The organism is Isoptericola aurantiacus, from assembly GCF_044769875.1.
Taxonomy (GTDB): Bacteria; Actinomycetota; Actinomycetes; order Actinomycetales; family Cellulomonadaceae; genus Isoptericola; species Isoptericola aurantiacus.
On the sequence record NZ_JBJBAE010000002.1, the window covers coordinates 162,918 to 180,427 of the forward strand.

16 protein-coding genes and 1 pseudogene are annotated in these 17,510 nt (G+C 73.2%); 11 read left to right on the forward strand and 6 right to left on the reverse strand.

Going from position 1 to position 17,510, the window contains the following annotated elements; all coding sequences use genetic code 11:
* Window positions 1-22 precede the first annotated feature (22 nt).
* The 5 genes and pseudogenes from ACIQLL_RS07470 to ACIQLL_RS07490 form a co-directional block, all read left to right on the forward strand.
* Entirely contained in the window at window positions 23-313 is a 291-nt protein-coding gene (locus tag ACIQLL_RS07470) for a hypothetical protein (RefSeq protein ID WP_402464984.1), read from the forward strand.
* Window positions 310-1,710, forward strand: a complete 1,401-nt coding sequence (locus ACIQLL_RS07475) for a hypothetical protein (protein ID WP_402464986.1) — start codon at window positions 310-312, stop codon at window positions 1,708-1,710. The genes ACIQLL_RS07470 and ACIQLL_RS07475 overlap by 4 nt, the downstream gene beginning before the upstream one ends.
* A gap of 50 nt (window positions 1,711-1,760) precedes the next feature.
* Entirely contained in the window at window positions 1,761-2,060 is a 300-nt protein-coding gene (locus tag ACIQLL_RS07480; protein WP_402464989.1) for a hypothetical protein, read from the forward strand.
* A gap of 30 nt (window positions 2,061-2,090) precedes the next feature.
* Window positions 2,091-3,272 carry a hypothetical protein gene (locus ACIQLL_RS07485; RefSeq protein ID WP_402464992.1) on the forward strand — a complete coding sequence of 394 codons (1,182 nt, stop codon included), beginning with the start codon at window positions 2,091-2,093 and terminating at the stop codon, window positions 3,270-3,272.
* 20 nt (window positions 3,273-3,292) lie between these two features.
* Window positions 3,293-3,496 (forward strand): annotated as a pseudogene (locus tag ACIQLL_RS07490) (PIG-L deacetylase family protein); the annotation flags it as partial.
* 126 nt (window positions 3,497-3,622) lie between these two features.
* On the opposite strand, the gene ACIQLL_RS07495 reads toward ACIQLL_RS07490, so the two are convergent.
* The gene (locus ACIQLL_RS07495) at window positions 3,623-4,726 is read right to left on the reverse strand and encodes a carboxylate-amine ligase (protein WP_402464995.1); all 1,104 of its coding nucleotides are present in this window, start codon (window positions 4,724-4,726) and stop codon (window positions 3,623-3,625) included.
* 106 nt (window positions 4,727-4,832) lie between these two features.
* Here ACIQLL_RS07495 and ACIQLL_RS07500 point away from each other — a divergent pair, with 106 nt between their 5' ends.
* Together ACIQLL_RS07500 and ACIQLL_RS07505 are read left to right on the forward strand one after the other, a co-directional pair.
* Window positions 4,833-5,693 (forward strand): SGNH/GDSL hydrolase family protein, encoded by an 861-nt coding sequence (locus ACIQLL_RS07500; RefSeq protein WP_402464998.1) that lies wholly within the window; start codon window positions 4,833-4,835, stop codon window positions 5,691-5,693.
* Window positions 5,694-5,702: 9 nt separating this feature from the next.
* Complete coding sequence (locus tag ACIQLL_RS07505; protein ID WP_402465001.1) at window positions 5,703-6,380, forward strand: HAD family hydrolase; 678 nt, start codon at window positions 5,703-5,705, stop codon at window positions 6,378-6,380.
* A gap of 119 nt (window positions 6,381-6,499) precedes the next feature.
* Here the strand turns inward: ACIQLL_RS07505 and ACIQLL_RS07510 are convergent, their stop codons facing one another.
* From ACIQLL_RS07510 to ACIQLL_RS07525, 4 genes are all read right to left on the reverse strand, one after another.
* On the reverse strand, window positions 6,500-8,647 hold the full coding sequence (locus ACIQLL_RS07510; RefSeq protein WP_402465004.1) for a 3-hydroxyacyl-CoA dehydrogenase NAD-binding domain-containing protein: 2,148 nt from the start codon (window positions 8,645-8,647) through the stop codon (window positions 6,500-6,502).
* A 6-nt stretch (window positions 8,648-8,653) separates the two neighbouring features.
* Window positions 8,654-9,925, reverse strand: a complete 1,272-nt coding sequence (locus ACIQLL_RS07515; RefSeq protein ID WP_402465007.1) for a thiolase family protein — start codon at window positions 9,923-9,925, stop codon at window positions 8,654-8,656.
* A gap of 201 nt (window positions 9,926-10,126) precedes the next feature.
* Window positions 10,127-11,353: a ribonuclease D gene (locus ACIQLL_RS07520; RefSeq protein ID WP_402465010.1), complete on the reverse strand. Its 1,227-nt coding sequence runs from the start codon at window positions 11,351-11,353 to the stop codon at window positions 10,127-10,129.
* Complete coding sequence (locus ACIQLL_RS07525) at window positions 11,350-11,931, reverse strand: DUF3000 domain-containing protein (protein ID WP_402465012.1); 582 nt, start codon at window positions 11,929-11,931, stop codon at window positions 11,350-11,352. The genes ACIQLL_RS07520 and ACIQLL_RS07525 overlap by 4 nt, the downstream gene beginning before the upstream one ends.
* A gap of 194 nt (window positions 11,932-12,125) precedes the next feature.
* On the opposite strand from ACIQLL_RS07525, the gene gndA reads away from it, so the two are divergent.
* Genes gndA through ACIQLL_RS07545 form a run of 4 tightly spaced genes read left to right on the forward strand, consistent with a single transcriptional unit; the run spans window position 12,126 to window position 16,960 of the window.
* Window positions 12,126-13,574: an NADP-dependent phosphogluconate dehydrogenase gene (gene gndA, locus ACIQLL_RS07530; RefSeq protein WP_402465015.1), complete on the forward strand. Its 1,449-nt coding sequence runs from the start codon at window positions 12,126-12,128 to the stop codon at window positions 13,572-13,574.
* Between the two features lie 7 nt (window positions 13,575-13,581).
* Window positions 13,582-14,922, forward strand: coding sequence for a carboxylate--amine ligase (locus ACIQLL_RS07535; protein WP_402465018.1), 1,341 nt, complete (start codon window positions 13,582-13,584; stop codon window positions 14,920-14,922).
* On the forward strand, window positions 14,919-16,223 hold the full coding sequence (locus ACIQLL_RS07540; RefSeq protein ID WP_402465020.1) for a carboxylate--amine ligase: 1,305 nt from the start codon (window positions 14,919-14,921) through the stop codon (window positions 16,221-16,223). The genes ACIQLL_RS07535 and ACIQLL_RS07540 overlap by 4 nt, the downstream gene beginning before the upstream one ends.
* Complete coding sequence (locus tag ACIQLL_RS07545; protein WP_402465023.1) at window positions 16,220-16,960, forward strand: cysteate racemase; 741 nt, start codon at window positions 16,220-16,222, stop codon at window positions 16,958-16,960. The genes ACIQLL_RS07540 and ACIQLL_RS07545 overlap by 4 nt, the downstream gene beginning before the upstream one ends.
* Window positions 16,961-17,011: 51 nt before the next feature.
* Here the strand turns inward: ACIQLL_RS07545 and ACIQLL_RS07550 are convergent, their stop codons facing one another.
* Window positions 17,012-17,503 carry a hypothetical protein gene (locus ACIQLL_RS07550; RefSeq protein WP_402465025.1) on the reverse strand — a complete coding sequence of 164 codons (492 nt, stop codon included), beginning with the start codon at window positions 17,501-17,503 and terminating at the stop codon, window positions 17,012-17,014.
* Window positions 17,504-17,510: the final 7 nt, after the last annotated feature.

The following is a 17,510-nucleotide window of genomic DNA, read 5'->3' on the forward strand; positions in this document are numbered from 1 at the left end:
GCCGGGAACCCTGAGGAGTGGTATGAGTGACCTGCGGATGGACGTCGCTGCAGTGACGGAGCTGGGTGAGTCGTTGTCGGCCGTAGCGGACGAGTTCGAGAATGCGAACACCCGCAGCGACGGCATCGCGCAGTCGGTGGGCCACGACGGCCTGGCCGACGCTGTGCGCTCCTTCGCGCACAACTGGGACGACAAGCGGGCGAAGATGACCGAGAACCTGAACTCGCTGGCGGAGGTCGCTACAACGGTGGCGACCACGTTCACGGACGCCGACTCGGAGCTGGCGCGCGCGCTCGAAGAGGGCGACGCGTGAGCAGGCCTGCGGACTGGAGCCCGGTCGGGCTGCCGAGCGACCCGGTGCCCGGCGACGCCGTGATGGTGCTCGCCGGTGGGAACGACTATCTCGAGGTGGCGGACTCGATCGACCGGGCCGCGCGGCGGATGGGACAGCTCGAGACGGGCGGCATGGTCTCCGCGGCGCTCGACGCGTTGATGGAGCGCAAGGAAGAGACCATCGAGGACATCCAGAAGGCGCACAAGCGGTACGCGGCTACGGGGCAGGCGCTGGTGGACTACGCCGAGGTGCTGCGGGTCGCGCAGGACGACTCGGCGGCCTCGCTGGAGCGGGCGCGGTCCGCGGCGGCGGAGGCCGAGGACGCGACCGGGCGACAGCGCTACTACATCGACCTCGCGGACGGAGCGCGGGACGCTGCCGAGCGATCTCAGTGGGAGGGGTTGGCCGAGCAGTTCGGGGTCGACGCCGCGGCGTGGAACGGTGCCGTCTCGGCTGCTCGATCCGAGATCGACGGTGCCGTCGAGATGCGCGACCGCGCCGCCGAGCGGGCCTTCGGCGACATCGAGAACATCACGCAGCACGACGGGCTCAAGGACGGCTGGTGGGACGACTGGGGCGCCGACCTGTTCGCCGCCATCACCGACATCGCCGGCTGGGTCTCGACCATCGCGGGCGTGCTCGCGCTGGCAGTGGCGTGGATCCCCGTCATCGGGCAGGCACTGGCCGGTGTGCTGCTGATCGTCGCGGCGGTCGCCGCGATGGTGAACGCGATCGGAAACATCGCGCTGGCTGCCACCGGCGATCGGTCTTGGACCGAGTCGATCATCTCCATCGCGGGTGCTGCGCTGTCATGCATCGGGCTAGGCGGTGCGGCCAGGGCGATCGGGAAGGTCGTGACGACGCGGGTGCTGCTCCGCGAGGCCGGCACCAACCCCCACATGATCAGGGCGGCACGAGCGGGCGTGACGGCGTTCCGCACGTCGCACGCGGCGCGCATACTCCGGAACGATCCCCGTGCCGTGTGGGAGTCGACGAGGCTGTGGGCCGGTGCACTGCGCGGCAATGTCGACGGTGCCGTGGACGGTCAAGTCGTCTACCGCCTCTACGGTCGGAACCCGTCGTACTCGGGATGGGCGGCCAAGGCCGACGGTGCATCGTGGACCCCGACCAGCCCGTGGACGCTCGAGAACCCGCGGTCGACCATGGGCCTGCCGACGGGCCTCGAGAGCGGGGCCTACAACGCGGCGGACAACATCGTCGTCGGGGAGCTCGTGGACAGCAGCAAGGTGGCGGGTGTGAGGCACGGTCTCCCGCTGGACGGCAACCCTGGCGGGGCGCCCGAGTTCCTCATCCCCGGCCCCTTGGAGAATGGTGCCGTCGACGTGGTGCTCGACGCGCCGTTCGTGGCCCGATGAGCCTCTTCAGGCGGCGCCCGCGCGCCGGCGCCGACACCCCGGTGGGTGGGGTGGAGCTGTACGGACGGTGGTTCCTGGTGCACCCCGACGCCGGTGTCCTGGAGGTCCGCTCGGGCGAGACGAAAGGCGGGATGCCGGTCTTTGCGACGGTCGCGGCTCCTCACCGGTGGTTCGTCATGTTCCGTGGGTTCGAGAGCGTCGAGGGGCTCTACGCGGAGGTCCTGTGGGAGGTCGACCCGAACGTGGGACAACGGGCTCTGGACCGGCGATCCCGAGGGGATTCGGAGGCAGCGGACGTCATCGCCGGTCACCTCGACGTGCGTATCCTTCCTGAGGCACCCTCGGGATGACGGGGCCGGCACGCAAAGGATGATCGTGGCATGACCGACGACACGAGCAGTCAGGACCGCGACGCCATCCCCGTGGCCGCACTGCCGGAGGTGGGATCCGAACCGCTGGCGGCGGCGCTGGAGGCGCAGGACGTTCCGGCGATCGGGCAGGCACTGCGGCACGACTTCGTGGTCGTGCCGATCCTGCGGCCCAGCGACGGCGAGACGCAGAACCGGGTGTTCGCGGCGCCGGAGGGTGCGGCGCGGCCGTACCTGCTGTGCTTGTTCTCGTCCGCGCAGACCCTCGCGGCGTTCCTCACCCCGCAGGCGCCGGATCGGGAGTTCGCCCTGCGCCGGGGGGACACCCTGGTCCCGTTCCTCGACCAGCACGCCGAGGTGATCGAGCGGGTGGTATTCGACCCTGCCGGCCCGCACCCGGTGTCGGCCACTCCCGAGGACGTGCTCCTGGCACTGGCCCCGCAGCCGGGTGACGACGACGCCGCCTGGGTTGCCGGGGCGCTGAGCGGCGACGCTCCGACCGATGCACCCGACGAGGGCGCCGACATCGTTGTCCCGCTGCCGGAGCTGGGGCCGGACGATACCGACGCGATCGGTGGTGCGAGGGCAGTGGGCTTCGATCTCAACCTTCCGCGACAGTGGGCCGTACTCGAGCTCGACGACGCCGGGCGTCGCCGGCAGCAGATCCGCCGGCTCGTGAAGAAGCAAACGACGGTGCTCGGCGACCGAGGGGCCGGGTTGCGTCGAGAGATGCGCGAGTGGTTGGAGCGTACGGGTGCCCAGGCGTCGTCGGGGGGCGGCCGGCTCCTGGCGTTCCTGCTGCAGCGCACGGACGATGCGGCTCTAGCTCTGAGTCTGGCGCTCTACTGGCACGATCTCGGGCCCCAGATCGGCGGCCGACCGCACCTGTTGGGCATCGCGGACAGGATCCGGAAGTCCATGGGGGAGCGCGACACGCTGGTGGGGTCCGCGACGGCCGCGGGGTCGTTCCTCAGGCACGCCCACGTGACCCGCGGGGCCGCCGAGGTCGGTGGGCAGGACCTTGAAGTGCTCGTGCTCGACTACTGGCTCGCAGCCCCCGGCGACCGCGGCGTCGTCGAGCTGTCCTTCTCCACCCCGCACCTGGACGCGCGTGACGCGGTCACGCTCCTCGCCGACAACGTCGTCATCGCGACTGCCTGGGTGGTCGAGGGTTCTGAGGAGTCTGACGCCTGACCTCGTTCACCGCCGATGTGGTGGTCCGACGGTACGGCTGCAACGTCACAGCCCCACCTCGCGCTCGGGCCCGGGGGGACGAGCAGACCGACTCGGCCCGCGTCCTCGGCGTCGAGGACGTCGAGTCCCTCGGGTTCCCCGACGGCGTGATCGAGTACGGCCTGCTGCTGCGGGCCGCGATCGTCCACGCGATCCGCCGCCACCGGCCCGAGATCGTCATCACCCTCCACTTCCGCGAGGAGGTCCCCGGTGGCGTCCTCAACGGGCCGACCACGTCGCCGTCGGACGGCCGTCGTCGACCCGGTCCGCGACGCCGGCAACGGGGCGCGTCGTGGGCGCCGCTGCCCGGCTCACGAGTGGGTGACCTCGACGGCACGTTCGGCCACCCGGTGCAGGTCGCCGCTGGACTCGGCGAACCAGGCCCGCTGCTGCGCGCTTCCCCCGCCGGTGGACCACAGCCGGCCCAGCAGGTCCGTGACCGTGTCGAGGTCGCCGGAGTCCACCAACGCCTCACGCACGTGGCTCACCAGCTGGCCGACGACGTCGTGCGCCGGCGCAGGCCGCCAGGTGATCGGGGACACGAGGTCACCGCCCAGACCGGACCGGCCGGCCCGCCAGGCCGCCGTGCGCAGCAGCTCCGGGTAGGTCTCGGTGACGGGGGCGTCGTCGGCCGCCTCCCGTGCGGCCGTCTCGACGAGCCCTCGCCCCAGCGCGGCCAGCAAGGTGGCGGTGTCCGGGTGCAGGCAGACGTCGGCGACACGCAGCTCGACGGTGGGATAGCGGGGCGACAACCGTGCGTCGAAGTGCACCATGCCGCGGTCCAGCACGGTGTCCGTGGCCACGATCGCGTCGACGGCTGCGTGGTAGGCCTCCGGCGTGCCGAACCGGCGCGTCGGGCCTGCCGTCGGCCACCGCGCCCACACCTGGGACCGGAAGCTCGCGTAGTCCGAGTCCTCTCCCTGCCAGTACGGCGAGTTGGTGCTGACCGCGAGCAGCGTGGCCAGCCACGGCCCGATCCGGTCCAGCACCGCGACGCCCTCGACCTCGTCCGCCACCGCGACGTGCACGTGGCAGCCGCTGGTGAGCTGCTCGCGCGCCGTCATGCCGAACGTGTGGCGCGCCTGCAGATAGCGCAGCTTCGACACCGTCGTCCCGGTGAAGGGCACCGGAGAGGTCGCCAGGGCGACCACCCGGGCGTCGACCCGGTCGGCCGCGTCCTGGGCGCGCGCCCGTCCGGCACGGATCTCGGCGGCAAGATCCTCCAGCGACGCCCGCGGGCGCGTCGCCGTCTCGAGCTGCTCCTCCATGAACTCCGGTTCGAGCGCTCCCGTCCCCCCGTCGCCGTCGGCGTGCCCCGAGGCCTCGAGCGCCTCCTGCGCCTTCGCCACCGGCGACCCGTCCGGTCCGATCAGCAGGAACTCTTCCTCGACACCCATGGTGCGCGGTTGCGTCATGGCGGCATCATGGTGCCGACCGGGCGTGGGCGCGCGTCGACACGCTGCCGCCGACACGTCAGCCGGACGTCACCTGGAGTTCAGGCGCGTCTGGTTGAAAGCAGGCATGGGCCGTACCCGCACCATGCTGACCGCCCTCGCCGTGTCCCTCGTCGCGTCGGTCACCGCGGCGGCGACCGTCGAGCTGCTGCGGCGGCAGGCCGCCGTCGCGCGCCGCCGGATCGGCAAGGCGCTCGGCGAGGTCGCCCCCGACGCCGACCGGGTCTGGCGCAAGAAGTACGGCGGCGACGCGCTCGAGCTGCTCGTCCTCGGTGACTCGATCGCGGCCGGCCTCGGCGCCGAGCGCCGCAAGGACACGCTCGGGGCGCGCATCGCCCGCGGCGTCGCCAAGAAGCTGCAGCGCCCGGTCCGGCTGCGGGTGGCGGCCGTCGTCGGCTCGGAGTCGTCGGCGCTGGCCGCCCAGCTCGACGACCTGCCGGCCGGCTACCGGCCCGACGTCGCCGTCGTCGTGGTCGGCGGCAACGACGTCACCCACCGGGTCCCCACCGCCGTCTCCGTGCGTCACCTGGTCGAGGCTGTCGACCGCCTGCACGCCCGGGGCAGCGCCGTCGTCGTGGGTACGTGCCCGGACCTGGGCGCCCTGCGGCCCGTGCCGCAGCCGCTGCGGGTCCTCGGCGCGCGGGCGTCGCGCCAGCTCGCCGCCGCCCAGTCGGTGGCGGCCCGGCGGGCCGGGGCGCACGCCGTCTCGCTGGCCGAGGTCGTCGGACCGTTCTTCATCTCCTACCCGGACGAGGCGTTCAGCCTCGACCGGTTCCACCCCAGCGCCGCCGGCTACCGGCGCACGGCCAAGGAGCTGGTGCCGTCGGTGCTCGTGGCGCTGGGCGAGCGTGCCGAGCTGCCGCCCGGCCACCGGCCGCCCGATCCGCTGGCCGGGCGCCCGCGACGCCGGTGGCGCCGCTCCGCGTAGCCTGCCGCCATGATCTGGCTCCTCGACCTCGACAACACCCTCGTGGGCCGCGACGACGCCTTCGCCGCCTGGGCGGCGGCCGCCGTGGCGGACGACGGCGGCACGGACGCGGACCTGGCCGCGATCGTGGCGGCGGACCGCGGCGGGTTCTCGCCCAAGGCCGACGTCGCCCGCGAGCTCGTCGACCGGCTCGGCTGGCCCGACGACGTCGAGGCCGCGATCGACCGGTTCCGCGCAGGCATCCGGGACCATGTCCGGGCCTACGACGGCGTGCTCGACGACCTGGACGCGCTGCGGGTCGCCGGGGACCGGGTGGCCGTGGTGACCAACGGGGTCTCGCACCAGCAGCGGGGCAAGATCGCGCGCTGCGGGATCGCCCAGCACGTCGACGCGATCGTGGTCTCCGGCGAGGAAGGCGTGGAGAAGCCCGACCCCCGGCTGCTCGAGGTCGCGCTGGACCGGCTCGACGCCACCGACGCCGACCGGGACCAGGTCTGGATGATCGGCGACGCCGGGCACGCCGACGTCGCCGCCGGGCGGGCCGCCGGGGTGCGCACCGGGTGGGTGTCGCACGGTCGCCCGTGGGACGCCGCCGACGGCGCGGTCCCCGATGTCGTGGGGGCCACGACCCGCGCGGTGCTGGCCGCCGTGCCCGCGGCGGGTCAGCCGTACAGCCGCTCGGCGTAGCCCGGGCCGTCGTGCTCGTCCTGCGCTGACGGACCTGGACGCACCCGTGGCCCGGTCCGACGTCGGACCGGGCCACGGGTGGTGCGTCCCCCGGGGAGGGCGTTGTCAGGCGACCGGGCTCAGGCGGAGCCCCCGGGGACGTTCGCGATGCCATCGGGCAGCAGCCGACGGCCGAGGGCGCGCTCGCTGTACCCGGTGCGGTCCAGGTACGGCGTGATCCCGCCGGTGTGGAAGCCCCACCCGGCGCCGAGGATCATGCACAGGTCGATCTGGCTCGGGTCGGCCACGACGCCCTCGACGAGCATGTGGCCGATCTCCACCGTCAGGGCGGTGAGCACCGAGTCGAGCACGCCGTCGGCGTCGAGCACCGGCGTGCCGTTTCGGCCGGCAGACCCGGCGGGCAGCGCCTCGCCGAACACCGTCTGGATCGCCGGGTCGACGGGCTTCGGCAGCCCGCGGCCCGGGGCGTCGGCCACCACGCGGGTGCCGTCGGCGACGAGCTTCTCCAGGCCGGGGGAGCGGGGGAACCGCTCGCCCAGGTCCTCGCGCAGCGAGGTCAGCACGTGCAGCCCGACCGCGGGACCGACCAGGTCGAACAGCTCGAAGGTGGGCATCGGGAACCCGAGCGGGGACAGCGCGGTGTCGGCGACCTCGACCGAGGTGCCGTTCTCCACGGCCTCGACGACCTTGCCCATGACGAGCACGAGCAGCCGGTTCACCACGAAGCCCGGACGGTCCGCGACGAGCACCGCCGTCTTGCGCAGCTTCTTGGTGATGGCGAACGCCGTGGCCAGCGCCTCGTCGGAGGTGTGCTCGGCGTTGACGACCTCGACCAGCGGCATCTGGGCCACCGGGTTGAAGAAGTGGATGCCGACCACGCGCTCGGGGTGGCGCAGGTCGGAGGCCATTTCCGTGACCGACAGCGCCGAGGTGTTCGTCGCCAGGACGGTGTCGGAGCTCACGATGTCCTCGAGCTCGGCGAACACCTTCTTCTTCAGGCCCATCACCTCGGTGACGGCCTCGACGACGACGTCGCAGGAGGCGAACTCGCCGATCTCGGTGGTGCCTGTGATGCTCGCGACGATGCGGTCGCCCACCTCGGGCTTCATCCGGCCGCGGCCGACGAGCTTCTCGACCGTGGACCGGACGTAGCCGAGCCCCTTCTCGACACGCTCGGTGTCCAGGTCGCGCATGACGACGGGCACCCCCAGCCGCTGGGAGACGAGCAGGGCGATCTGGGCGGCCATCAGGCCGGCACCGACGATGCCGACCCGGGTCACGGGCTTGGCCAGCGACTTGTCCGGGGCGCCCTTGGGCTTCTTACCCGACGACGTGAGCTGGAACGCGTACACGCTGGAGCGCATCTCGTCGGTCATGATGAGGTCGGCCAGCGCCTCGTCCTCGGCCGCGAAGGCCTCCGCGCGCGTGCCGACGCGCGCGCCGGCCAGCAGGTCGAGCGCCCGGTACGGCGCGGGCCGCGAGGCGTTGATGACGGCGTCCAGGCGCTCGCGGGTCGCCTGCACGACGGCGTCCCACACCTGGGGCGGGTCGAGCTCGCGCCGCGCCGGGGTCACCTCGCCCGCGAGGACGCGAGCGGCCCAGTCCAGCGAGCGCTCGAGGAAGTCGGCGGCTTCGAACAGCTCGTCGACGAGGCCGATCTCCAGGGCCTCGGCGGGCTTGAAGGGCTTGTTCGCCGCGGGACGGGTCAGGACGACGTCCACGGCCTTCTCGATGCCGACCAGACGCGGCACGAGGTAGGCGCCGCCCCAGCCGGGCACGAGGCCGAGGCCGGTCTCCGGCAGCCCGAGGGCAGCGGCGTCGGAGGCGACGGTGCGGTAGTCGCAGTTCAGGGCGACCTCGAGGCCCCCGCCCAGGGCGAGGCCGTTGACGAACGCGAAGGTCGGCACGCCCATGGTGTGCAGCAGCTCGTAGGCGGCGTGGCCGGCACGGCCCAGCTCGAGGGCCTGGTCGTGGGAGGTCACGGCGCTGACGCCGAGCAGGTCGGCGCCGGCGGCCAGGAAGTACGGCTTGCCGGTGATGCCGACGGCCGCGATCTCGCTGGCGGCGGCGCGCCGCTGCTGGGTCTGCAGCGCCGCGGTGAGCTCGGCGAGACCGTCGGGCCCGAGCGTGCTGGGCTTCGTGTGGTCGAGCCCGTTGTCGAGGGTGACCAGGGCCATGGTGCCCTGGCCGCCCGGCAGCTCGACGTCGCGGACCAGGGAGTGGGTGACGCGCTCGGCGCGCGGCTGTGCGGCGGTGTTCTCCGTCATGGTCGTTCAGCCCTCCGTGGTCGACGGGACGTGGCCCGAGTAGTCGGCGTGGTGCGGGTTCTCCCAGATCACGGTGCCGCCCTGGCCGAGCCCGACGCACATGGTCGTGATGCCGTAGCGGACCTCGGGGTGCTGGGCGAACTGGCGCGCGAGCTGGGTCATCAGCCGCACGCCGGAGCTGGCCAGGGGGTGCCCGACGGCGATCGCGCCGCCGTAGGCGTTGACGCGGGGGTCGTCGTCGGCGATGCCGTAGTGGTCGAGGAAGCTCAGGACCTGGACGGCGAAGGCCTCGTTGATCTCGAACAGGCCGATGTCGTCGATCGTCAGGCCCGCCTGGGCGAGCGCCTTGTCGGTCGCGGGGACGGGCCCGTAGCCCATGATCTCGGCCGGGACGCCGGCGAACGCGTAGGACACCATCCGCATCGCGGCGGGCAGCCCGAGCTCCTCGGCGGTCTCGCCGCTGGCCAGCAGGGAGACGGTGGCGCCGTCCGTCAGCGGCGAGGCGTTGCCCGCCGTGACGCGGCCGCCGGGGCGGAACGGCGTCTTGAGGTCGGCGATGCCCTCGACGGTGGTGCCGGGGCGGGGGAGCTCGTCGGTGGTGGCCAGGCCCCAGCCCTGCTCGGCGGAGCGGACGGCGACGGGCACGATCTCCGGGCCGATGTCACCGTTCGCCACCGCCTTGGCGTACTTGGCCTGGGTGTCGACCGCGTACGCGTCGGCCCGCTCCTTGGTCAGGTGCGGGAACTTGTCGTGCAGGTTCTCGGCGGTGACGCCCATGTTGAGCGCCTCCGGGTCGACGAGCTTCTCGGCGACGAACCGGGGGTTCGGGTCGGCGTCGAGGCCCATCGGGTGGTGGCCCATGTGCTCGACGCCGCCGGCGACGACGACGTCGGCGGCGCCGACGGCGATGCTGGAGGCGGTGGTGGTCACCGCGGTCATGGCGCCGGCGCACATGCGGTCGATGGCGTAGCCGGGCACCGAGGTCGGCAGGCCGGCGAGGAGGCCGACCGTGCGGCCGAGGGTGAGTCCCTGGTCGCCCGTCTGCGTCGTGGCGGCGATGGCGATCTCGTCGATCCGCTCACCGGGGAGCTCGGGGTGACGGCGCAGCAGCTCGCGCAGCGCCTTGACCACGAGGTCGTCCGCCCGCGTCTCCGCGAGCAGACCGTCGGGCCTGGCCTTGCCGAAGGGGGTGCGCACGCCCTCGACGAACACGACGTCGCGCAGTGCGCGCCGTGCCGGTTCGCGGGTGGTGCCGGGGGCCTGGGGGGCCACGGTCATGGCAGCTCCGTCCGTTGCGATGGTCGGGTCGACGGTGCCGGGGAGCAGCGTCGCTCGGTGTCCGGGCGGATCCCGCCCGGCACGAATACACGCTACCGCGCGTCTCAGGAAAAGCATAGCCCATCTGAGACGGGGTATCAGCGACGACGACGGCGCTGCAGCCCGCCGGTCCTGCGCCGTCGACCGGCGGTGACGGTGGCGTCAGTCCGCCGCGAAGGCCGTGGCGAGGGGGCCGGCCACCAGGCCGATCTGCCACTCCCGAGCCTGGCGGCCACGCAGGAACTCGGCGATCTCGTCGGGCCCGGCGGGCTCGGGCGGCGTCCAGCAGACGCGGCGCAGCGCGTCCGGCTGCAGCAGGTTCTCCGGCGGGACGCCCAGCTCCTCCGAGAGCCGGGCGACGATCTCGCGCGCCGCGGTGAGGCGTCGGGCTGCGACGGGGTCTCGGTCGGCCCAGGACCGCGGCTGCGGCGGGGCGTCCGTCCGCGGCCCTCTCGTGGAGGGCAGCTCCGACTCGTCCAGGGCCAGCGCCCGGTCGATCGCCTGCTGCCAGGTGGCCGACCGCCGTCGGGCCCCCTTGGTGGCGAACTCCGGCAGGGCGACGAGCTGGGGTACCGACCGGGGCAGAGCCTTGGCCGCGGCGACGATCGCGCGGTCCGGCAGGACCCTGCCGGGAGAGACGTCCCGACGGCGCGCGTTGTCCTCGCGGACCTCCCACAGCTCGCGCACCACGGCGAGGCGGTGGCGCCCCTTGACGGTGTGCGTGCCCGAGGTGCGCCGCCACGGCTCCTGCCGGGGCGCCGGCGGGGGGAGCGTGCGCACGTGCTCGAACTCCTGCGCCGCCCACTCCGTCTTGCCGGCCTCGGCGAGCCGGGCGGCGAGCACGTCGCGGACCTCGACGAGCACCTCGACGTCCAGGGCGGCGTAGCGCAGCCAGTCCTCGGGCAACGGACGCGTCGACCAGTCGACGGCGGAGTGCTCCTTGGCCAGGCCGAGGCCGAGGGTGTCGGCCACCACGGCCGCCAGCCCCACCCGCGGCATGCCCAGCAGGCGTGCGGCGAGCTCGGTGTCGAAGATCCGGGCCGGGTGCAGACCGTGCTCCGCGAGCCCGGGCAGGTCCTGGGACGCGGCGTGCAGCACCCACTCGGCGTCGCCGACCGCCGCGCCGAGCGCGGAGAGGTCGGGCAGCGGGACCGGGTCGATGAGCGCGGTCCCCGCACCCTCGCGCCGCACCTGCACCAGGTAGGTCGCCTGCCCGTAGCGGTAGCCGGACGCGCGCTCGGCGTCGGCGGCCACGGGCCCCGTGCCGGCGGCGAACGCCGACACGACCCGCGCCAGCGCCGCGGGCGTGTCCACCACGGCGCCGACGCCGTCGGACGGCTCGGTCAGCGGTGCGACGTCGACGGTGTCGGAGGGAACGCCTGAGCTCATGGCTCCACCGTACGGCGCCGCACGTCGAGCGCCGTCACGCCGTCGGGCAGCGGGGGCAGCCCGCCGGCGGTGGACATCAGGTCCGCCCAGACCTCCAGGTGGGTGCCCAGGTCGGTGTCCGTCGGCGTCCAGGACGCCCGGATCTCCAGGTCCACGGCGTCCGGGGTGGACGCCAGCGCGCCGTAGCTGCGCGAGAGGACCCGCGTGACGGTCCCCCCGGCGGCGACCGCGCCGACGCCGGCGGCCTCCAGGTTCTCCGTCACCCAGGTCCAGGCGACGTCACCGAGCAGCTCGTCCGTGGCGAGCTCCGCCTCGAGCTGCGTGCGCACGAGCGTGACCACCCGGAAGTCCCCGTGCCAGGCGTCCTGCCCGTCCGGGTCGTGCAGGACGACGAACCGTCCCGTGGCGACCTCGGTGGCCTCGGAGACGACCTCCCCCTCCAGCGCCAGGCTGAACGGCGCGACGCGGCGGGGGCCCGGGATCTCGACCAGCCGTACCTCGTCGCGGGTCCGGTGCCCGCGCAGCGAGTCGAGCGCGGCCGCGAACCGCGCCGGAACCTCGCGCTGGTCTCCCGTCACGCGTTCACGGTACGCCGAGCGCGGGTCGGTACCGGCGCCGACGTGCCGGTACGGTCCGGGTCCGGCGGAGCAACCGCTGTCCGGATCCCGGCGGCTGCCCCGTGCCCCGCCCGGGGGCGACTAGGCTGGTCGCGGCCTGCCGGACGCTCGCCCCCGAGCTGCCGGACATGATCTCCACGAAGGAAGCAGAAGCGATGACAGCACGTGCCCAGATCGGCGTCACCGGACTCGCGGTGATGGGTCGCAACCTCGCGCGGAACTTCGCCCGCCACGGCTACACCGTCGCCGTGCACAACCGGAGCTACGGCAAGACGCAGTCCCTGATCGAGGAGGCGGGCGACGAGGGCGACTTCGTGCCCTCGGAGTCGATGGCCGACTTCGTCGCCTCGCTCGAGCGGCCGCGCAAGGTCGTCATCATGGTCAAGGCGGGCGCTGCCACCGACGCCGTCATCGACGAGCTGCTCCCGCTGCTGGAGGAGGACGACATCGTCGTCGACGCCGGCAACGCCCACTTCCCGGACACGATCCGCCGCGAGGAGGCGCTGCGCGAGCGCGGCCTGCACTTCGTCGGCACCGGCGTCTCCGGCGGTGAGGAGGGTGCGCTGCTCGGTCCGTCGATCATGCCCGGCGGCACGCGCAAGTCCTACGAGTCGCTCGGTCCCATCCTCGAGGCCATCTCGGCCAAGGTCGACGGCACGCCGTGCTGCACCTACGTCGGCCCGGGCGGCGCCGGCCACTTCGTCAAGATGGTGCACAACGGCATCGAGTACGCCGACATGCAGCTCATCGCCGAGGCCTACGACCTGCTCAAGCAGGGCCTGGGTGCCTCCGCGGCGGAGATCGGCCAGATCTTCGCCGAGTGGAACGCGGGCGACCTGGAGTCGTTCCTCATCGAGATCACCGCCGACGTGCTGCAGCACGTCGACGCCGAGACGGGGTCGGCGTTCGTGGACATCGTGCTGGACCAGGCCGAGCAGAAGGGCACCGGTCGCTGGACGGTGCAGAACGGCCTCGACCTGGGCGTGCCGATCACCGGGATCGCCGAGGCGACGTTCGCCCGCGCCCTGTCCGGCTCGGTCCCGCAGCGCGAGGCCGGCCGCGCCAGCCTGCCGGCCCACACCCAGGACTGGAAGGTCGGCGAGGACGACGCCTCCCGCGCCCGGTTCGTGGAGGACGTGCGCCAGGCCCTGTACGCCTCCAAGGTCGTGGCCTACTCCCAGGGCTTCGACCAGATCGCCGCGGCCTCGGCCGAGAACGGCTGGGACATCGACCGCGGGGCGATGGCCCGCATCTGGCGCGGGGGCTGCATCATCCGCGCGCGGTTCCTCAACCGGATCACCGAGGCGTACGAGCGCGACGCCGACCTGCCGCTCCTGCTGGCCGACGAGTACTTCACCGACGCCGTCGGCAGCGGTCTCGCGGCCTGGCGGCGCGTCGTCGCCGGCGCGGCCCAGAACGGTGTCCCGACGCCGGCGTTCAGCTCTTCGCTGGCCTACTACGACGGCGTGCGGGCCGAGCGCCTGCCGGCCGCGCTGATCCAGGCCCAGCGCGACTTCTTCGGTGCTCACACCTACCGCCGGACCGATCGCGAGGGTACGTTCCACACCGAGTGGTCCGCCGACCGCACCGAGCAGGAGGCCTGAACCCCCCGTGACCAGCACTCGACCCGGACCCGGGGCCGCCGACGGCGGCCCCGGGTTCCACCCCGTGATCGTCGGTTCGGACATCGGCGTGTACGGCCTGGCCCGCTCGTTCCACGAGCAGTACGGCCTGCGCACCACCGTGGTCGCCTTCGCCGAGCCCGGCCCGATCGCCCACTCGCGGCTCATCGACCCGGTCCTGTCCGGGACGGCGGCCACCGAGATCGTGGCCACCCTCGAACGGGTGGCCACCGATCGACGGGCCGCGGGCCACCGCGATCCGCTGCTGCTGCAGTCGAACATGGACTGGGTCGTGCGGATCCTCGCGCACCACCGCACGGCGCTGGAGTCCGCGGGCTACGTGCTGCCCTATGCGGACGTCGACCTCATCGACCGGATCTGCGACAAGGCGGAGTTCTCCGCCGTGTGCGCCGACCTGGGGATCCCCACCCCGGCGACCGTGATCCAGGACTTCGCCGACGCCGCCGCGGACGACTGGCAGCCCGAGCCCGTCGGCTTCGACTACCCGGTCATCGCCAAGCCGGCCTCCAGCGCCGACTACCACGAGGCCCGGTTCGCGGGGAAGAAGAAGATCTACGAGATCACCTCGCCCGGTGAGCTCGACCGGCTCTACGCCGCACTGCGTGGCGCCGGCTTCCGCGGACGGTTCCTGGTCCAGGAGATGATCCCGGGCGACGACACGCAGATGCGCTCGGTCACCACGTACTCGGACACCTCCGGCCGCGTCACGCTGCGCTGCTCGGCACGCGTGCTGCTCGAGGAGCGCACCCCCGCGGCCCGCGGCAACCCGTCGGCGATGATCGTCGAGCCGATCGACGAGATCCTCGACGCCGCGCAGCGCCTCTGCGAGCACACCGGGTGGCGCGGGTTCGCGAACTTCGACGTCAAGCTCGACCCGCGGGACGGCGTCTACAAGTTCTTCGAGCAGAACCCCCGCATCGGCCGGAACAACTACTACCTCACGGCGGGTGGCCAGAACCCGACCGAGGTCCTGGTCGACGACGTCATCCGCGGGCAGCGCCGCACCCTGGTGACCGCGACGCGCGAGGTGCTCTACGCCGTCGTGCCCCACCGGCTGCTGCGCCGTTACGTGCTCGACGACGGTCTGCGCGCCCGGGTGGTGGGCCTGATGCGCACCGGACGGACCGTCCACCCGCTGCGCTACGCGGCCGACGGCGCACCGCGCCGGCGCCTGTACGTGCTGACCGCACTGGTCAACCACGTGCGCAAGTACCGCCGGTACTACCCGACCAGCGCGCTGAAGGCCAACTACGCGGCGGCGCAGCAGGCCGCGGCCGCGCGACCCGCGGCGGGACGGAGGGACCGATGAAGCGGCTGCAGCCCGTCGTCCTGGGCGGCGACATCGGGGCGTACTCGCTCGCCCGCAGCTTCCACGAGGCCTACGGCGTCACGCCCGTCGTCGTCTCCGGGATGTCCACGGGCCTGGTGCGGCACTCGCGGATCCTGCGTCACGTCGCCGAGCCGCGGATCGACGACCCGGAGGCGATCGTGGCCCGCCTGCGGGAGATCGCGGCCGAGCACGCCGACGCCGACCTCCTCGTGGTCGGCTCGGCCGACTGGCTCGTGCGCCTGCTGGTGGAGAACCGCGACCGCCTCGAGGACCTCTACACCGTCCCGTACGTCGAGGAGAAGCTGCTCCACCGGCTCACGGACAAGGAGGGGTTCGGCGACCTGTGCGCCGAGCTCGGCGTCGCCCACCCGACCACGGTGGTCCACCAGTTCGCCGGGCAGGACGCCGGGGGAGAGCCCGACACGAGCGGGCTGACCTTCCCCGTCATCGCCAAGGCGGCCAGCACCGCGGCCTACCACGAGGTGGAGTTCGCCGGGAAGAAGAAGGTCTTCCTCGTCGAGAGCCGCGACGAGCTGACGGACCTGCTGGAACGGGTACGCGCAGCGGGCTACACCGGCACGTTCGTCATCCAGGACTACATCCCGGGCGACGACTCCGGCATGCGGATCCTGACCTGCTACTCGGACGCCGAGGGCAAGGTCAGGTTCTCGGCGTTCGGGCACGTGCTCCTCGAGGAGCACACCCCGGGTGCGCTCGGCAACCCTGCGGGCATCATCACCCAGACCGAGCGCGAGGTGGTCGCGCAGGCCACCCGGCTCCTGGAGCACGTGGGCTGGACCGGCTTCGCGAACTTCGACCTCAAGTACGACCCGCGCGACGGCCGGTACGTGTTCTTCGAGCTCAACCCGCGGCTGGGCCGGTCGAACTTCTACATCACCGCCGCCGGGGCCAACGCCGTGCGGTTCTACGTGCACGAGCACCTGCGCGGACTCGACCCCGATCCGCGCGCCGTGCTCGGCCCCGACGTCGCCCTGAGCGCCGCCGGGGAGCTCGAGGGCCGCCACCTGTACACCGTGCTGCCCGGTCCGCTGCTGCGCCGCTACGTCCTCGACCCGTCCGTCCGTGCCGACGCCCGGCGTCTCGCGCGCCGACGTCGCTCGACGAACCCGCTGTGGTACCGCGCCGAGACCGACCCGCGCAGGATCGCCTATCTGTGCCTCGCCCAGCTCAACCAGTGGCGCAAGTACGCGCGCCACTATCCGCTGGCCGAGGCACGTCGGCTCGCCTGGCGCGGGCCGGCGTCGACGGGCCAGGTGTGAGCGAGCGCGTCGGGACGCCGGAGCCGACGCCGCCGGTCGGGGTGATCGGTGGCGTCGGCCCGTTGGCCACCGCGTACTTCCTGCAGCGGGTCGTCCAGCTCACCGAGGCGAGCCGCGACCAGGAGCACGTCGACCTGCTGGTCCTCAACCACGCCACGATCCCCGACCGCACGGAGTTCGTGCTCGGCCGTTCGTCGGAGGACCCCGGGCCGGTCCTGGCGCGTGACGCCCGGCGGCTCGAGCAGTTCGGGGTGCGGTTCCTCGTGATGCCCTGCAACACCGCCCACTACTTCACCCAGCAGGTGCTGGACGCCGTCACCGTGCCGTTCCTGTCGATCGTCGACGTCACGGTCGAGGCGGCCCGCCGGCGCGCCCCCGGTCTGACGAGCGTCGGTCTGCTGGCCACGGCGGGGACGGTCGCCTCCGGCGTCTACCGGGACGCGTTCGCCGCCCACGGCATCGAGGTGCTCACGCCCGACGACGCCGACCAGGCCCGCGTCAACACCGTGATATACGACCAGGTCAAGGCCGGTCGGCCCGCCGACCCGGACGCCCTGCGCGCGGTGGCGGCGGGACTGGTCGAGCGGGGCGCGGGGGTGGTGGTGCTGGGCTGCACCGAGCTCTCCGTGGCCGCCGTGGACCACGGTCTGCTCGACGAGCCGCCGTTCTGCGACTCCATGGACGAGCTGGTGCGGGCCACGATCGTGCGCGCCGGGCACCGCGTGCGCCGACCGTAGACCGCGTGCCGTGACCCTGCGGCTGATCGGCCGGCCGAGCCGGCCCGCCGGTCAGCCGAGCTCGCTGGTGCCGGCGTACAGGTGCAGCACCGGGACCTGCAGCACGTCCCGCGCCTGGGACGCCCAGTCGGTGTGGAAGGTGTCCTCGACGGCGTGCGGGTAGGTCACCACGACGACCTCGTCGCCGCCGGCGTACACCGCGGCCTGCAGGGCGGGCAGCGGGTCGTCCTGGGTCACCTCGCCGCTCGCGGTCGCGCCCGAGGCGCGCAGCCGCTCGACCGAGTCGATGACCTGCTCCGAGGCGGTCGCCGTCGCCTGTTCCGGGGTCGGCTCCTTGCCGAGCACGTCGTCCCAGGCCTCGCGCAGCTCCAGCATGCCCAGGTGGTCCAGCACGGAGGCGACGACGTTGTGCTCGGTGTCCGCGGGCACGAGGACGCGGTAGTGGATGTCCTCGCCCGGGTGCAGCGAGGTGATGTGGTCGACGTCGGCGGACGTCAGCACGTCCTCGGTGAGGACCACGACGGTCCATGCTTCGGCTGCCATGGCAGCA

Coding starts and splice junctions, on each gene's coding strand:
- ACIQLL_RS07470 (WP_402464984.1), top strand. CDS start 23: ATGAGTGACCTGCGGATGGACGTCGCTGCAGTGACGGAGCTGGGTGAG.
- ACIQLL_RS07485 (WP_402464992.1), top strand. CDS start 2,091: ATGACCGACGACACGAGCAGTCAGGACCGCGACGCCATCCCCGTGGCC.
- ACIQLL_RS07495 (WP_402464995.1), bottom strand. CDS start 4,726: ATGACGCAACCGCGCACCATGGGTGTCGAGGAAGAGTTCCTGCTGATC.
- ACIQLL_RS07500 (WP_402464998.1), top strand. CDS start 4,833: ATGGGCCGTACCCGCACCATGCTGACCGCCCTCGCCGTGTCCCTCGTC.
- ACIQLL_RS07505 (WP_402465001.1), top strand. CDS start 5,703: ATGATCTGGCTCCTCGACCTCGACAACACCCTCGTGGGCCGCGACGAC.
- ACIQLL_RS07510 (WP_402465004.1), bottom strand. CDS start 8,647: ATGACGGAGAACACCGCCGCACAGCCGCGCGCCGAGCGCGTCACCCAC.
- ACIQLL_RS07515 (WP_402465007.1), bottom strand. CDS start 9,925: ATGACCGTGGCCCCCCAGGCCCCCGGCACCACCCGCGAACCGGCACGG.
- ACIQLL_RS07520 (WP_402465010.1), bottom strand. CDS start 11,353: ATGAGCTCAGGCGTTCCCTCCGACACCGTCGACGTCGCACCGCTGACC.
- gndA (WP_402465015.1), top strand. CDS start 12,126: ATGACAGCACGTGCCCAGATCGGCGTCACCGGACTCGCGGTGATGGGT.
- ACIQLL_RS07540 (WP_402465020.1), top strand. CDS start 14,919: ATGAAGCGGCTGCAGCCCGTCGTCCTGGGCGGCGACATCGGGGCGTAC.
- ACIQLL_RS07550 (WP_402465025.1), bottom strand. CDS start 17,503: ATGGCAGCCGAAGCATGGACCGTCGTGGTCCTCACCGAGGACGTGCTG.